This is a genomic window from Rhizobium sp. 05N430 (genome assembly GCF_056396985.1).
Map to the genome: position 1 here is coordinate 61255 of NZ_JBFTMO010000008.1, position 14375 is coordinate 75629.

Below are 14375 nucleotides of genomic sequence, written 5' to 3' on the forward strand. Positions count from 1 at the left end.
GCAATCTCTTCCCGTACGCTTCCGTATCTTCCGGCCGCAGCCAGGTCAGGCTCCGGCCGGTTCCTGTTTTGTAACGACCCGGAACGACAATGCTCGATATCAAATGGATCCGTGAGAACCCCGAGGCTCTAGACGCCGCGCTTGCAAAGCGTGGTGCGGACGCTTTGGCGCAGTCCCTCGTAGCCCTCGATGAGAAGCGCCGCTCCGCCGTGCAGAAGGCGCAGGACCTGCTGTCACGCCGCAACACCGCCTCGAAGGAGATCGGCGCGGCGATGGCGCAGAAGAACACCGAGCTTGCCGAGAAACTGAAGGCCGAAGTCGCCGACATCAAGGTGACACTGCCGGCTGCCGAAGACGACGAGCGCCAGTTCACCGCCGAGCTCAACGACGCGCTGTCGCGCATCCCGAATATCCCGTTCGACGACGTCCCCGTCGGCGCCGACGAGAGCGGCAATGTCGTCACCCGCACGGTTGGCGAAAAGCCGCGCTGGAACCATACGCCGAAGGAGCACTTCGAAATTGGTGAAGCGCTCGGCTACATGGATTTCGACCGCGCGACCAAGCTTTCCGGCTCGCGTTTCACGGTCCTGACCGGCCCGCTGGCGCGTTTGGAGCGGGCGCTCGGCCAGTTCATGATCGACCTGCATACCGGCGAGCACGGCTATACCGAAGTGTCGTCGCCGCTGATGGTGCGCGACGAGGCGATGTTCGGCACCGGCCAGCTGCCGAAGTTCGCCGACGATCTCTTCAAGACGACGGATGGCCGCTGGCTGATCCCGACTGCCGAAGTGACGCTCACCAATCTCGTCTCGGCCGAAATCCTCGAACAGGAAAAGCTGCCGCTGCGCTTCACGGCGCTGACGCCGTCCTTCCGCTCGGAAGCCGGTTCTGCCGGCCGCGATACCCGCGGCATGCTGCGCCAGCACCAGTTCTGGAAGTGCGAGCTGGTCTCGATCACCGATGCGGAAAGCGCGGTCGCCGAGCACGAGCGAATGACGGCCTGTGCCGAAGAGGTGCTGAAGCGCCTCGGTCTGCATTTCCGGACCATGACGCTCTGCACCGGCGATATGGGTTTTGGCGCCCGCAAGACCTACGATCTGGAAGTCTGGCTGCCGGGGCAGGATACGTTCCGGGAAATCTCGTCCTGCTCGGTCTGCGGCGATTTCCAGGGACGGCGCATGGATGCGCGCTACCGCGTCAAGGGCGAGAAGGGCACCAGGTTCGTTCACACGCTGAACGGCTCGGGTACCGCCGTCGGCCGCTGCCTGATCGCCGTTTTGGAAAACTACCTGAACGAAGACGGCTCGGTGACTATCCCCGATGTGCTGCTGCCCTATATGGGCGGCTTGAAGAAGATCGAACGGGCGGCCTGAGACCATGCGCATTCTGCTCACCAATGACGATGGCATTCATGCCGAAGGCCTCGCAGCCCTTGAGCGGATTGCGCGCACTCTCTCCGACGACGTCTGGATCGTGGCACCCGAGACTGATCAGAGCGGTCTTGCCCATTCGCTGAGTCTGTCGGAGCCGCTGCGCCTGCGCAAGGTTTCCGACAAGCACTTCGCGCTGCGCGGCACGCCGACCGATTGCGTCATCATGGGCGTCAAGCAGGTTATGGACATCAAGCCGGATCTCATCCTGTCCGGCGTCAATTCCGGCTCCAACGTCGCCGACGACGTGACCTATTCCGGCACTATCGCCGGCGCCATCGAGGGCACGATGCAGGGCGTACGCTCCTTCGCGCTCAGCCAGGCCTATGTCTATGCGGACGGCGCTCGCGTCGTGCCGTGGGAGGTCTGCGAGGCACATGCACCGGCTCTGCTGCAGAAGCTTATGAATGTCGATCTGCCGGAGGGCACCTTCCTCAACCTGAACTTCCCGAATTGCCGTCCTGAGGACGTAGATGGGGTCGAGGTTACCGCACAGGGCAAGCTTGCCTTCAACCTGCAGGTCGACGCCCGATCGGATGGCCGGGGCTTTCCGTACTATTGGCTGAAGTTCGGCGAGCGCGCCGGCGCCTTCGCCGAAGGCACCGATATCCAAGCTTTGAAGCATAATAAGATTTCGGTAACACCTTTGAAACTGGATCTGACTGATTATTCCGTGAAGGACCGCGTCGAGCGGGCGCTTTCGGTTACGGAGTAAGCAGGCATTGACGTCACAGCTGGTCGAGAAGGAAGGTTTTGCGGCTCTCGTCCTGAGGCTGCGGGCCCAAGGTATTTCCGATATCGATCTTCTGACGGCGGTCGAGCAGACGCCGCGCTCGCGTTTCGTTCCGGCGCAGTTTGCCGATGAGGCCTATTCAACACGGACGATCCCGATCGAGTGCGGCTCGTTTCTTGAAGGCGTCGATCTTGCCGTCCGCATTCTCCATCATCTGAAGGTCAAGCCCGGCCAGCGCGTTCTCGAGGTCGGCACCGGCAGCGGCTTCATGGCCGCCGTCATGGGCCGGATTGCCGAACGGGTTCTGACGATCGACCGCTACAAGACGCTGGTGGTCAATGCGCAGAAGCGCATGGATCAGCTCAGCCTGCGCAACATCATCGTCCGCCAGGCCGATGGCAGCAACGGCCTGCAGGGCGAGGGCACCTTCGACCGCATTCTCGTGACCGCCGCGTTCGCCTCGATGCCGCGCGTCTATACCGATCAGCTGGTCTCCGGCGGATCGATGATCGCGCCGCTGATGATATCGGACGACGAATGCCGGATGGTGCGGTTGACGAAAACCGGCAGCCGCTTCGAGCGCGAGGAACTCTTCACTGTTCCCTATCTGCCGATCGTTCCGCGGGTCGCTTCACAGCTCTGATCTGTGCGCATTTCGCGCCGCTTTCGCAGGGTGCGATTTTTCACCCGCAAGACTATGGTTATCAATTCCTCTAAAAAACTGCTCCAATTCCAGCGCTTTAACCGCGTGGTAATACTAACGCGCTTTAATACTCCCACAAATGGTTGCGTTGTGAGTGGGTCGTATCATGAGTTTTTGTGTATCGCCAAAGTTCGGAAAATCGGCCTTCAATCTTCTGGCCGTCGCCTTGCTGGCGAGTGCAGCGACAGGCTGCAGTTCGGATGTTTCGCGCTTCAGCGGTGGTCTTTTCGGCTCCGGTCAGGATCAGATGGCAACGGGTTCGGTCCCGCGCCGCAGCATGAGCGGACTGCAGGGCGATCCCGTACCGCAGGGCGACATGCGGGGCGGAGGCGCCATGCAACCGGCCTACGGCAACAACAATCAGTCCTACGGCAATCAGTCCTACGGCAATCAGTCCTACGGCAATCAGTCGTACAATCAGCCTTACCCGGCCTCGACCGGCGCGATCCGCTCCAATGCCCGCATCGCATCGGCGCCGGTCACTGTTCAGCGTTCCGAGCTCTCGGCACCGGGCGCAGTTGCTCCCGTCGCATCCCGCGAACGCCAGGAAGCACTGGCTCAGCCGTTCCCGGCATCGCAGGCTTCCGCGCCGCGCAAGCTGCAGGCCGCTCCGAAGCTTGCTGCGCCCGACACGCTGACGACGGGTTCGACGCCAAAGGCAACCGGCTGGTCTGCAGCCAACGCTCCATCCGTCACGGTTCGTCCGGGCGAAAGCCTCGCTGTGCTGGCGCGCCGCTACGGTGTTCCTGAAAACGAAATCCTCCGTGCGAATGGCATGAAGTCCGCTTCGGCCGTCAAGCCCGGCCAGTCGATCCTGATCCCGACCTTCAACGGCGGCAGCAACGCGGCCAAGGCCGCCTCGCAGACGGCTGACCTCTCCAAGCCGGGCAAGGCTCCGGAGCCCTACAAGACGCCGGAGCAGAACGTCGCCGTTCTGCCGGGTGCCAATACGGCACGCGACAAGTCGCAGGTCAGCGCTGACGGTGCCATGGGCAAGGTTGCAGCGGCCGGCGGCAAGGCTCCCGGCGGCGCCGGAAGCTATACCGTCAAGCAGGGTGACTCGCTCGCCAAGATCGCCAAGGCCACCGGCGCCAGCGTCGACTCGATCAAGCAGGCCAACAATCTGCAGGCAACCTCGATCCGCATCGGCCAGACGCTGACCATTCCGGGCGGCTCTGCCGGAACCGACCAGATGAAGACGGCTTCGATCCCGGCCAAGGCCTCCGAGCCGAAGGCTGCCGCCCCGGCCGCAACCGAGACCGCGTCGAACCAGCCTGCCGGCTACAAGGCGCCTGCGGCGACCCAGACCGTCGATGAAGTCGAGAAGAAGTCCGATGTCGCTTCCGCAGCGCCTGAGGCAACCGGCATCGGCAAATATCGCTGGCCGGTTCGCGGTGCGGTCATTGCCGCCTACGGCGCCAACGTCAACGGCAGCCGCAACGACGGTATCGACATCTCGGTTCCGCAGGGCACGCCGATCAAGGCCGCTGAAAACGGCGTCGTCATATATGCAGGCAACGGCCTGAAGGAACTCGGAAACACCGTTCTCGTCCGCCACGACGACGGCACGGTCACCGTTTACGGCAATGCCGATACGCTGAGCGTTACCCGCGGCCAGAAGATTCAGCGCGGCCAGACCGTTGCAGTCTCCGGCATGAGCGGCAACGTCAAGCAGCCGCAGGTCCACTTCGAAGTCCGCAAGGATGCTTCGCCGGTCAACCCGATCACCTTCCTCGAATAGTTAGCGCGTACTGGGAAATGCGAAAGCCCGGCCTTGCGCCGGGCTTTTGCGTTTCGGGCGAGGGGCAGTGGTATCAATCGCGGGAGAGATTGATGCGCATGCGGCCGGCAAGATCCTGGATATACTGCCAGGCGACACGGCCGGAGCGCGCGCCGCGCGTCGTTGCCCATTCCAGGGCCTCGGCCCGCATCTTGTCACGATCGAGCGTCAGCTTGAAATGATCGGCATAGCCGTCGATCATCGTCAGATAGTCTTCCTGGCTGCACTTGTGGAAGCCGAGCCAGAGACCGAAACGGTCCGAAAGCGATACCTTCTCTTCCACCGCTTCCGACGGATTGATCGCCGTCGACTGCTCGTTTTCCATCATGTGGCGCGGCAGCAGGTGGCGGCGGTTGGACGTGGCATAGAACAGCACATTGTCAGGCCGCCCTTCGACGCCGCCATCCAATGCCGCCTTCAGCGACTTGTAGGCCGTGTCGTCATGATCGAAGGAGAGGTCGTCGCAGAAAACGATGATCCGGTGCGGCACATCCTTCATCAGGTCGAGAAGGGCAGGCAGGCTGGCGATGTCTTCGCGATGAACTTCGACCAGCTTCAGCGAAACGCCGCTTTCGCGCCTGACATCCTCGTGCACTGCCTTGACCAGCGACGACTTGCCCATGCCGCGCGCGCCCCACAGGAGCACGTTGTTGGCCGGAAAGCCGTCGGCGAAACGCACGGTGTTTTCATGCAGGATATCGCGCACGTGATCGACGCCGCGGATGAGCTTCAGCGCCACGCGGTTCGGCCGTGCCACGGGCTGCAGATGCTGCCGTGCGGGCGACCAGACGAAACAGTCCGCGGCGTTCCAGTCGTTCACGGCAGGGGCGGGACCGGCAAGCCGCTCGACGGCTGCCGTTAGCCGCTTCAGTTCCTGCAGGATGACGCTGTTGATCTCTTCAGCCATGCTATGTCCTCCTGAAAATGGACTGCGGTGAACCGCCTCTTGTCCTTCGTGGCGGCGTAACATGGCCTTTCCACAGCCGAAAGGTTATCAGGCGGCGGATTCGGTACGCCTCACGGCTGTTTTTGTTGCATTCGTTCTTACCGCAACTATAGTCCGGCCACTGAAAAGAGAGGCGGAATTTCGCCGCCCGCAGCTGAGGAGTTTATCAATGTTCATCACCCCGGCATTTGCCCAGGCCGCAACGGATACTGCCGCGTCGCCATTCGGCTCCGGCTTCGAAATGATCATCCTGTTCGTGCCGCTGATGGTCGTCTGGTATTTCCTGCTGATCCGTCCGCAGCGCGCCCAGGCCAAGAAGCGCGCCGAGACCCTTTCCGCCATTCGCCGCGGCGACCAGGTCGTTACCGCCGGCGGTCTCGTCGGCAAGGTCACGAAGGTCGTTGACGACAAGGAAGTGGAAGTGGAAATTGCTGATGGCGTTCGCGTTCGCGTCGTCCGCAGCGGCATTGCAGACGTCCGCGTCAAGGGCGAGCCCGTCAAGGCAGACGCCGCATAAAGACCGGCTTCAGACGAGCCGGATCGGAAAGGCAGCATGCACCACTTTTCCCGTTGGAAAACATTTCTGATCTGGCTTGTCGTCGCCGCGGCGGCATTGGCCGCCGCGCCAAATCTCTTCTCCGCCAATACGCTTTCTTCACTGCCGCAATGGCTGCCGCATAAGGCGCTGACGCCGGGCCTCGATATCGAGGGCGGGGCGCATCTGGTGGTGAAGGTTGAGCGGGCCGATATCGTAAAGAACCGGCTCGAAAACACGGTCGCCAGTGTCCGTTCGCGGCTTCGCGATGCGAATATCCGCTATACCGGTCTGGCAGGCAACGATCAGACCATCCAGGTCCGCATCACCGATCCCGCGCAGACCGATCAGGCCGCATCATTGCTTTCGCCGCTGGCAGTCGCCTCGGGCGGATCGGCAGATCCCGATTTCACGATCACGAAGAGCGCCGACGGGCAGCTGAACCTTGCAATCTCGGGCAAGTCGATCGATCGCAACCTGGCATCGGCCCTGCAACGCTCGATCGCCATCGTCGCGCATCGCGCCGTCGAAGCCGGCGGAGCCGATCCTGTGATCACCACCGAGGGCCGCGACCGGCTGACGGTGCAGATCCCCGGTCTCGGCGATCCGCAGCGCTTCAAGGATCTGCTCAGCCAGCCGGGCAAGATCACCTTCCGTCTGGTCGATGCGAGCGTGACGCCGCAGGATGCCATGGCGGGCACCGTTCCCGCCGGTTCCGAGATCGTCTACTCGCAGGACGATCCGCCGATCGCCTATCTCGTCGAACGCGCCGAGGTCATGCACCAGTCGGATCTCGGCGACTTTGCCGTCGAGCCGGGCAATTCGCCCGACGACTCGTTCCTGAGTTTCAACTTCAATCTCGACGGGTCCAGGCGCTTTGCCGATCTCGTCCAGAAGAATGCCGGACGCACGCTTGCCGTGCTCCTCGACGACCAGGTGCTGACAACCCCTGAACTCGGCAAGCTTCTGGTCGGCGACAGCAGCCGTATTCCACTCGCTTACGCACCCGATGAGACCGAGGATCTGGCAGCGATGCTCCGCTCCGGTCCTCTCCCGGCCGGCCTGACCATCGTCGAGGAACGCACGATCGATCCGGGGCTCAGCGGCGGCGCGATCCGCGCCGGTCTGCTGGCCGGCATTATCGGCGCCGTCCTCGTTGCCGGGCTGATGATCGGCCTCTACGGTATGCTCGGTGTCATCGCCAGCCTCGCGCTGCTCGTCAACGTCCTGATGATCATCGCCGTTCTCAGCGTACTCGGCGCACCGCTGACGCTGCCGGGCGTTGCAGGCATCGTGCTGATGATCGGCATTGCCGTCGATGCCAGCGTGCTGATCTACGAGCGCATCCGCGAAGAACTGAAGGCCGGACTGCATCTCGATCAGGCGATCTCGGCGGGATATTCGCGCGCCTTCATGACAGTCGTCGATGCCAATATCACGACGCTGATCGCGTCGGCGATCCTCTTCTATCTCGGCAGCGATTCGATCCGCGGCTTTGCCGTAACGCTGGCGACCGGCATCGTCACGACGGCATTCACCGCATTCCTGTTCACGCGCCCACTGGTCGAAGCCTGGGTGCGCCGCCGCCGCTTGAAGCATCTGCCGAAAAGCGTGCACACCGACGTGTTCGACGGCACCTCTATCCGCTTCATGGGCATCCGTCGCTACAGCTTCACGGCGCTTGCCGCGCTGTCGCTGGTCTGCATGCTGGGCGTCGCCGCATCCGGCCTGCATCTCGGCGTCGATTTCACCGGTGGCTCGCTGATCGAGGCACGCTCGAAACAGGGACCTGCCGATCTCGAAGATATCCGCTCGCGGCTCAGTGAGCTCAATCTCGGCGACGTCGAGGTCAAGCGCCTGCGTGATCCGAACAGTGCTGCGATCCGCCTCCAGTCCCAGGGCGGCGGTGACAACGCCGAACAATCGGCGATCTCGCTGGTCCGCAGCGAATTGCAGGGCGAATATGATTTCCGCCGCGTCGATGTCGTCGGCCCGGCCGTCTCCGGTGAATTGGCGCGCACAGCGACGCTCGGTGTTCTTGCCTCGCTGGCTGCGATCCTGATCTATATCTGGATCCGCTTCGAATGGCAGTTCGCGATCGGCGCCATCATCGCCACGCTGCACGACGTCATCCTCACGCTCGGCTTCTTCGTCGTCACGGGCATCGAGTTCAATCTGACGAGCATTGCCGCGCTGCTTGTCATCGTCGGCTACTCGCTGAACGATACCGTGGTGGTCTACGACCGCATGCGCGAGAACCTGAAGCGCTACACGCGCATGCCGCTGCCGATCCTCATCGACGCCTCTATCAACCAGACGCTGTCGCGCACCATCCTGACGGCGGCCACGACGCTGCTCGCGCTTCTGGCGCTGACATTGTTCGGCGGCGAAGTGATCCGTCCCTTCGCGCTCGTCATGCTCTTCGGTGTTGCCGTTGGCACGTTTTCCTCCATCTATATTGCTGCGCCGGTCCTGATCCTTTTCAGGCTTCGCCCGAAATCCTATGACGACGAGGACGAAAACGAGACCGCGGGCGGCGCACCCGGAAAGGCTACAGTCTAAGTCATGGCAAGAGGCATCGAAATCCGCGCGGCACATTTTCCCGGCCGCGCGCCCATCGACAGCTATGGAAACGGCGGCTTCCGCTTCGCCGACATGTCGCATCGCGGCTCTATCCTTTGCCTGCCGTCGGGCATCTATGGCTGGGAGATGGACGTGACGAAGCCGCTCTCGCCCGAAAATTTCATCCGCGTGCTCGAAGAGGCCGGCGATATCGAAGTGCTGCTGGTCGGCACCGGCCCGGAACTGAAACGTTTGCCGCCCGAGCTGAAGCAGGCGCTGAAGGCCCGCGGAATCTCGTCCGATCCGATGAGCACCGGCGCTGCCGTGCGCACCTACAATATCATGCTGGCCGAATCGCGGGCCGTCGCCGCAGCGTTGATCGCGGTCTGACCATGGCCGAGAAGACGATGACCAACCAGGAGATCTGCCTGGCGATGCTGCGCGACAGCGACCGGGACCGTTATCTAGCAAGCCTGCTGTCGCCGCCGGACAAGCGTGCCGCACTTGTCGCTCTCTATGCCTTCAATGCCGAGCTCGCCAAGATCCGCGATCTCGTACACGAGCCCCTGCCGGGTGAAGTGCGTATGCAATATTGGCGCGACCTGCTCGAGGGCAGCGCCCACGGCTCGACGGAAGCAAATCCCGCCGCCGCCGAGCTTCTGAGCGCGATCGAAACCCACCGCCTGCCGCGGCAGACGCTGGTCGACATGATCGAAGCCCGCATCTTCGACCTCTATGACGATCCGATGGAGAGCCGCTCTTCGCTGGAAGGCTATGCAGGGGAAACCGCCTCGGCGCTGATCCAGCTGGCAAGCCTGGTGTTGTCGCCGGAGGACGCGTCGAAATCCGCCGATGCCGCCGGACATGCGGGTGTTGCGCAGGCGATTTCAGGCATGCTGCTGCTGATGCCGCTGCACCGCCACCGCGGCCAAGTCTATATTCCGCTGGAGATCCTGAGCGCGACCGGCCTCGACCGCGACAGTTTCATCGCAGGCGCCGATAAGACCCGAATTTCCGCAGCGATCGAAGCCTTTGCCGGGCTCGGCCGCGATCATCTTGCCAAGGCGCAAAAGGCGGCAATCCCGCCCTCAGTCTTTCCAGCTTTCCTGCCGGCAACGCTTGCCGGGCCGGTGCTGGCAAGGGCGCAACGGGCAGGGGCAGGCCTGTTCGACAGGCCGTTGCAGCAGCCGCAATGGCGCCGTCAGCTGGGAATGACCTTTTCGTTGATGCGCAAGAAAATCTGAGGCGAGTTCAAACTCGCGCAAGCCTCAGGCATTATAAGGCGGCAACCGCAATTCCGGATTGGAGACCGCGTTGAGCATTATCATCTGGTCGATCATTTTCGCTGGCCTTTTTCTCCTGGCTTTTGTCGCGACACGCATGGCGTCGCAGAACAAGGAAGAAGAGGGGTTGCGCGACATGGGTCTCGCGATCCTTGAGTTCAACCGCGCCTTCCCGCACGAGGCGATCCGCCAGCTTCAGGCGACGGCCGATGGCCAGGTGGTGTTCGTCAGATTGCACGACAACAAGGCCGGCTTCATGCGTAGCATGCACCGGCACTTCTCCTGCCACGTGCTGCAGCCGGGCAGGGTGCGGGTTGCAAGCTCGGAGACCGGCAAGGGACTGGTGATCGAGTTCCTCGACCACCCGCACCAGAACAGCACCTTCGAATTCGTTTCCGCCAAGGAGGCGTCCGAGGTCTCGCTGTGGCTGCTCGGCAATTATGTCGCCGATGCTGATCTGGTGCTGCCGCCGACAGACGCGCCGGCAGCCAGCAACCAATAAGCCGTCAGGCGCTTTCGGCCAGCGGCACGCTCTGGCCGAGCCATTCTGCGCAATCGGCAAGCGCCCGCTTGGCGATCAGCTGCCGCTTCATGATCGTCTTGTCCTTGCCGCGGAAGCGCTTGACGCCCTCAGGCTTGACGATCGAGCCCGGCTGCAATTCCGGAAACAGCCCGAAATTGATGTTCATCGGCTGGAACGACCGCTTGCCGGGCTCTTCGTCGGTGACGAGATGACCGCCGGTGATGTGCCCGAGCAGCGAGCCAAGGGCCGTCGTGGATGGCGGCAGCGAAACCTCTTCACCCTTCCGCTCGGCGGCGGCGAAACGTCCGGCCAGAAGGCCGACGCTGGCGCTTTCGACATAGCCTTCGCAGCCGGTGATCTGTCCGGCAAAGCGCAGACCCGGACGAGACTTCAGCGTCAGGGAGCTGTCCAGAAGCGTCGGCGAATTGATATAGGTGTTGCGGTGCAAGCCGCCGAGGCGGGCAAATTCGGCATTTTCCAGGCCCGGGATCATTCGGAAGATATCCGCCTGGGCGCCGTATTTCAGCTTCGTCTGGAAACCGACCATATTGTAGAGCGTGCCGAGCGCATTGTCCTGGCGCAGCTGAACCACGGCATAGGCCTTGACCGTCGGATTGTGGGCGTTGGTGAGCCCCATCGGCTTCATCGGCCCGTGGCGCAGCGTTTCGCGGCCACGCTCGGCCATCACCTCGATCGGCAGGCAGCCATCAAAATAGGGCGTGCCTTCCCATTCCTTGAAGCCGACGGTGTCGCCAGCGATCAGCGCGTCGATGAAGGCGTTGTACTGCGCCTCGTCCATCGGGCAGTTGATATAGTCCTTGCCGGTGCCGCCGGGGCCGACCTTGTCGTAGCGCGACTGATACCAGCAGATATCCATGTCGATGCTTTCGCGGTAGACGATCGGCGCGATGGCATCGAAGAAGGCCAGCGCATCGGCGCCGGTTTCAGCGTGGATGGCCTCCGCGAGCGACGGCGCCGTCAGCGGACCGGTGGCGACGATCGCCAGATCCCATTCCTTCGGCGGCAGGCCGGTGACTTCCTCGCGCACCACGGTGACGAGCGGATGCTCGTGGATCGCCTTGGTCACCGCATCCGAAAAGCCGTCGCGGTCGACGGCCAGCGCGCCGCCTGCCGGTACCTGGTGCTTGTCGGCGCAGGCCATGATCAGCGAACCGGCCAGGCGCATTTCCGCATGGATGACGCCGACGGCATTGCTGGTGGCATCGTCGGAGCGGAAGGAATTTGAGCAAACGAGCTCGGCAAGGCCGTCCGTCTTGTGGGCGTCGGTGCCGCGGACGCCACGCATCTCGTGGAGGATGACGGGAACGCCGGCCTGGGCGATCTGCCAGGCTGCTTCGGAGCCTGCAAGGCCGCCGCCGACGACGTGGATGGGGGAATGGGAAGAGGTCTTGTTCATGCGCGGCTGATTATCACGCCTCGACAGCGCAGGAAACTCCCGCGTTCAAAAACCAACCGCTTGCGGGAAGTCAGCTGAACGCCGGTTCCCGCTCCAGTTGGAGATGGACGGGACGCTGCATCGGCCGCTTCGCGACTTTCTTTGGCTTGGCTGCCCTGACCTTCTGAGCGGGCCTCTGTTCGCTGACAATGCGCCGAAGGGCTTCGCGTGACTTTTCGACATAGGTCTGTTGCATCGCGTCGTCGAAATCGTAACGCTCGATCATTGAGAATACGCGGGCTGCCTCCTCCTTGCGTCCGGCGCCGGCGAGCGCCACACCCTGCTTGTAATGCGCCTGCGCGTCGAAGGGGGCATTCTGGATGATCTTGCCGAAGGTGAGCGCCGCCTTGTCATAGCTGCCGAGCGCCAGCTGCGTTTCTCCGAGTTTCAGATAGACGGGCGCCACGTCTTTAACGCGTCCGATAAGTGCCGTGAAACCTGCCTCGGCCTCGTGCAGCTCACCCTTGTCGAACGCCAGGCTGGCGAGACCGAATTCGGCGCCGATATGGCCGGGGACCGTAACTGCAAGCTGCTTGAATGCCACCTCGGCATAGGCCTTCTCGCCGCGCCGGTACATTTCCAGCGCCCGCTCATAGACGAAGTCGATGCTCCGCCGGTTGATGATACCACCGAGATTCTGGCCAGTTCGCGTGCGGAAGACGGTGCAGGAAAGCTGCCGCTCCTCTGGACCGAACATGTATTTGTATGGCTCTGTGCCACGCAGGAAATCGTAGGTCGCAAAACCGTCGGCGATGGCGCGGCGAATGCAGTAGCCATGAAGGATAAGACCGGGCGAGGGCGTCTTCCATTCTTCGTCGCGGCCGGTGATGTAGAACAGGATGGCTTTCTTCTGCGGGTCGACGATGTTGGCAAGCACGCCGAGTGGCCGGTCGCCATGCCAGAGCACGGGTACGTCGAGATTGCCGGTCGCAAAGCTGTCCATCAGCAAAGTGCGTGTCGCGCTGATCAGCTTGTCGATCCGTTCCACCCCCTTCTTCGCCAGCCATTTTGTCCGCCAGAACTGGAAGAGGATGTCGAGATCGCGATCGATCGTCTCCGGGGTCGCCATGGTGATGCGGAACTCTTCGCCGCCATCCAGTTTGCGTAGGAAGCGCCGCAACTTCTGCCGCGACTGGCTGCTCATGCTGCTGTCGAGATAGCCATCGAAGCTGTCAGGCAACCGGACGACGGGGCAGACGCAGTTGTCGATATTGTCGGCGTTGCGGATCGCGCTGTCGCGAAACATCACGTCCGGACCTTCTAGTTCACGCAGGAAGGCTTTGCGCCGCTCCGGCGATCCATAGAAATACTCGACCTTCAGATGCGTCCAGTTCTGCTGCTTGAGATAACGCGCGAAGCCTTCGATGGCGAACCGCTCATAGGCGGGATCAGCGAGAAACCCGGCATAATCAGCCGAATAATTGCCGGCCATGACGATCTCGTCGAAGAACAGGCCGGTCTTTTCGTCATGCTGGGTAAGAATCCGTAACGGAAAGAAGGCGACGTAAGGTGAACCTTCCGGCTTTTCCCGCAAGGCCAGAACAAACCAGCGGTTCCGCCGTGCAAGATAGGATCTGAGCCAGATCCAGGAGAGAAAATGCTGTGCGTGGGGGTCCTGCAGATAGACCCGGTCCCACTGCTCGCGGAGCTGGTCGAATCCAGCGTCCGTGTCGATCACGTCAATGCGCATTGCCCCCTCCCAACACCCCTTACACAGTTCGGGAGCCTGCATTCTATGGGGAAACGGCGGCCATCAAATATGCCGTTCGGATAAAACACCGGCATCAAATCGGGCTAGCATTTGCGGGTTATGGGGCCCTGAGCGGGTAATCCCGGCGCTTGCCGATGTGTTTGGCAAGCCTGCTGTTTTATAGGATCAGATGTTGGCCGACGCATGCTCGCTGGCGTGGATGAATTCCCAGAGCGATTTGCTGATAGCGACGATCTCGGCGATCGAGTGTTCCAGCGCCTGGATCTCTTTCTCATCGAGCTGCTCGACCTTGCCGTAGCGGATTTCCTTGTCGTCCTCGACAAGGCGCATCAGCTGCGTGGACGAGATCTGGCCGTTGTCGTCGAAGGAATAGATGCAGTGATTGTATTTGTTGCGCATCCGCGATTCCCGCTTCAGCCGGCCCATTGTCTGAAGCACCGCCTTGCGGTCCGCCGGCGGCGTGGAGTGCAGTTTGGCGAGCCGCTCGACGAGGTCGATGCGGGCGCGCGTGGTGTTCAGCGTCAGGAACACGACGATCGCCGCGTCCTTCTCGACTTTCAGAAGGTGGGCAATGACATAGATCAGCAGGCTTTCGGTATTGGTCCAGACATAGTTCAGGCGCCCAACCCGCAACAGCACGTCAGACATGGCCGCCATAGAAGCCTCCAACAACCGATCCCGTGAAGGACAATACTGCAGATCGGAACGGGAGG

General features: G+C 62.2%; 13 protein-coding genes. 9 read left to right on the plus strand and 4 right to left on the minus strand.

Annotation, left to right across the window (positions count from 1 at the left end; genetic code table 11):
- Positions 1–89 precede the first annotated feature (89 nt).
- From serS to AC1DJO_RS17700, 4 genes are all read left to right on the plus strand, one after another.
- Positions 90–1373 carry a serine--tRNA ligase gene (gene serS, locus AC1DJO_RS17685; RefSeq protein ID WP_477972112.1) on the plus strand — a complete coding sequence of 428 codons (1284 nt, stop codon included), beginning with the start codon at positions 90–92 and terminating at the stop codon, positions 1371–1373.
- Between the two features lie 4 nt (positions 1374–1377).
- Positions 1378–2145: a 5'/3'-nucleotidase SurE gene (gene surE / locus AC1DJO_RS17690; protein ID WP_477972114.1), complete on the plus strand. Its 768-nt coding sequence runs from the start codon at positions 1378–1380 to the stop codon at positions 2143–2145.
- A gap of 7 nt (positions 2146–2152) precedes the next feature.
- Positions 2153–2806 (plus strand): protein-L-isoaspartate(D-aspartate) O-methyltransferase, encoded by a 654-nt coding sequence (locus AC1DJO_RS17695; protein WP_112518660.1) that lies wholly within the window; start codon positions 2153–2155, stop codon positions 2804–2806.
- 166 nt (positions 2807–2972) lie between these two features.
- Complete coding sequence (locus AC1DJO_RS17700) at positions 2973–4607, plus strand: peptidoglycan DD-metalloendopeptidase family protein (RefSeq protein WP_477972116.1); 1635 nt, start codon at positions 2973–2975, stop codon at positions 4605–4607.
- A gap of 73 nt (positions 4608–4680) precedes the next feature.
- Here AC1DJO_RS17700 and AC1DJO_RS17705 read toward each other — a convergent pair whose 3' ends face one another.
- Positions 4681–5553: an ATP-binding protein gene (locus AC1DJO_RS17705; RefSeq protein WP_112518658.1), complete on the minus strand. Its 873-nt coding sequence runs from the start codon at positions 5551–5553 to the stop codon at positions 4681–4683.
- 208 nt (positions 5554–5761) lie between these two features.
- Here AC1DJO_RS17705 and yajC point away from each other — a divergent pair, with 208 nt between their 5' ends.
- The 5 genes from yajC to AC1DJO_RS17730 all read left to right on the plus strand — a co-directional run bounded on the left by yajC (position 5762) and on the right by AC1DJO_RS17730 (position 10474).
- The gene (yajC, locus tag AC1DJO_RS17710; RefSeq protein ID WP_112387978.1) at positions 5762–6109 is read left to right on the plus strand and encodes a preprotein translocase subunit YajC; all 348 of its coding nucleotides are present in this window, start codon (positions 5762–5764) and stop codon (positions 6107–6109) included.
- Positions 6110–6145: 36 nt separating this feature from the next.
- Entirely contained in the window at positions 6146–8689 is a 2544-nt protein-coding gene (gene secDF, locus AC1DJO_RS17715; protein WP_477972118.1) for a protein translocase subunit SecDF, read from the plus strand.
- A 3-nt stretch (positions 8690–8692) separates the two neighbouring features.
- Positions 8693–9079 carry an Mth938-like domain-containing protein gene (locus AC1DJO_RS17720; RefSeq protein WP_112518656.1) on the plus strand — a complete coding sequence of 129 codons (387 nt, stop codon included), beginning with the start codon at positions 8693–8695 and terminating at the stop codon, positions 9077–9079.
- A 2-nt stretch (positions 9080–9081) separates the two neighbouring features.
- The gene (locus tag AC1DJO_RS17725) at positions 9082–9933 is read left to right on the plus strand and encodes a phytoene/squalene synthase family protein (RefSeq protein ID WP_477972120.1); all 852 of its coding nucleotides are present in this window, start codon (positions 9082–9084) and stop codon (positions 9931–9933) included.
- A 70-nt stretch (positions 9934–10003) separates the two neighbouring features.
- Complete coding sequence (locus tag AC1DJO_RS17730; protein WP_477972122.1) at positions 10004–10474, plus strand: hypothetical protein; 471 nt, start codon at positions 10004–10006, stop codon at positions 10472–10474.
- A gap of 4 nt (positions 10475–10478) precedes the next feature.
- Here AC1DJO_RS17730 and trmFO read toward each other — a convergent pair whose 3' ends face one another.
- The 3 genes from trmFO to AC1DJO_RS17745 form a co-directional block, all read right to left on the minus strand.
- Positions 10479–11912, minus strand: coding sequence for a methylenetetrahydrofolate--tRNA-(uracil(54)-C(5))-methyltransferase (FADH(2)-oxidizing) TrmFO (gene trmFO, locus AC1DJO_RS17735; RefSeq protein WP_477972124.1), 1434 nt, complete (start codon positions 11910–11912; stop codon positions 10479–10481).
- Between the two features lie 70 nt (positions 11913–11982).
- Positions 11983–13641 carry a GNAT family N-acetyltransferase gene (locus AC1DJO_RS17740; RefSeq protein ID WP_477972126.1) on the minus strand — a complete coding sequence of 553 codons (1659 nt, stop codon included), beginning with the start codon at positions 13639–13641 and terminating at the stop codon, positions 11983–11985.
- A gap of 186 nt (positions 13642–13827) precedes the next feature.
- Positions 13828–14319 (minus strand): hypothetical protein, encoded by a 492-nt coding sequence (locus AC1DJO_RS17745; protein WP_112387985.1) that lies wholly within the window; start codon positions 14317–14319, stop codon positions 13828–13830.
- Positions 14320–14375: the final 56 nt, after the last annotated feature.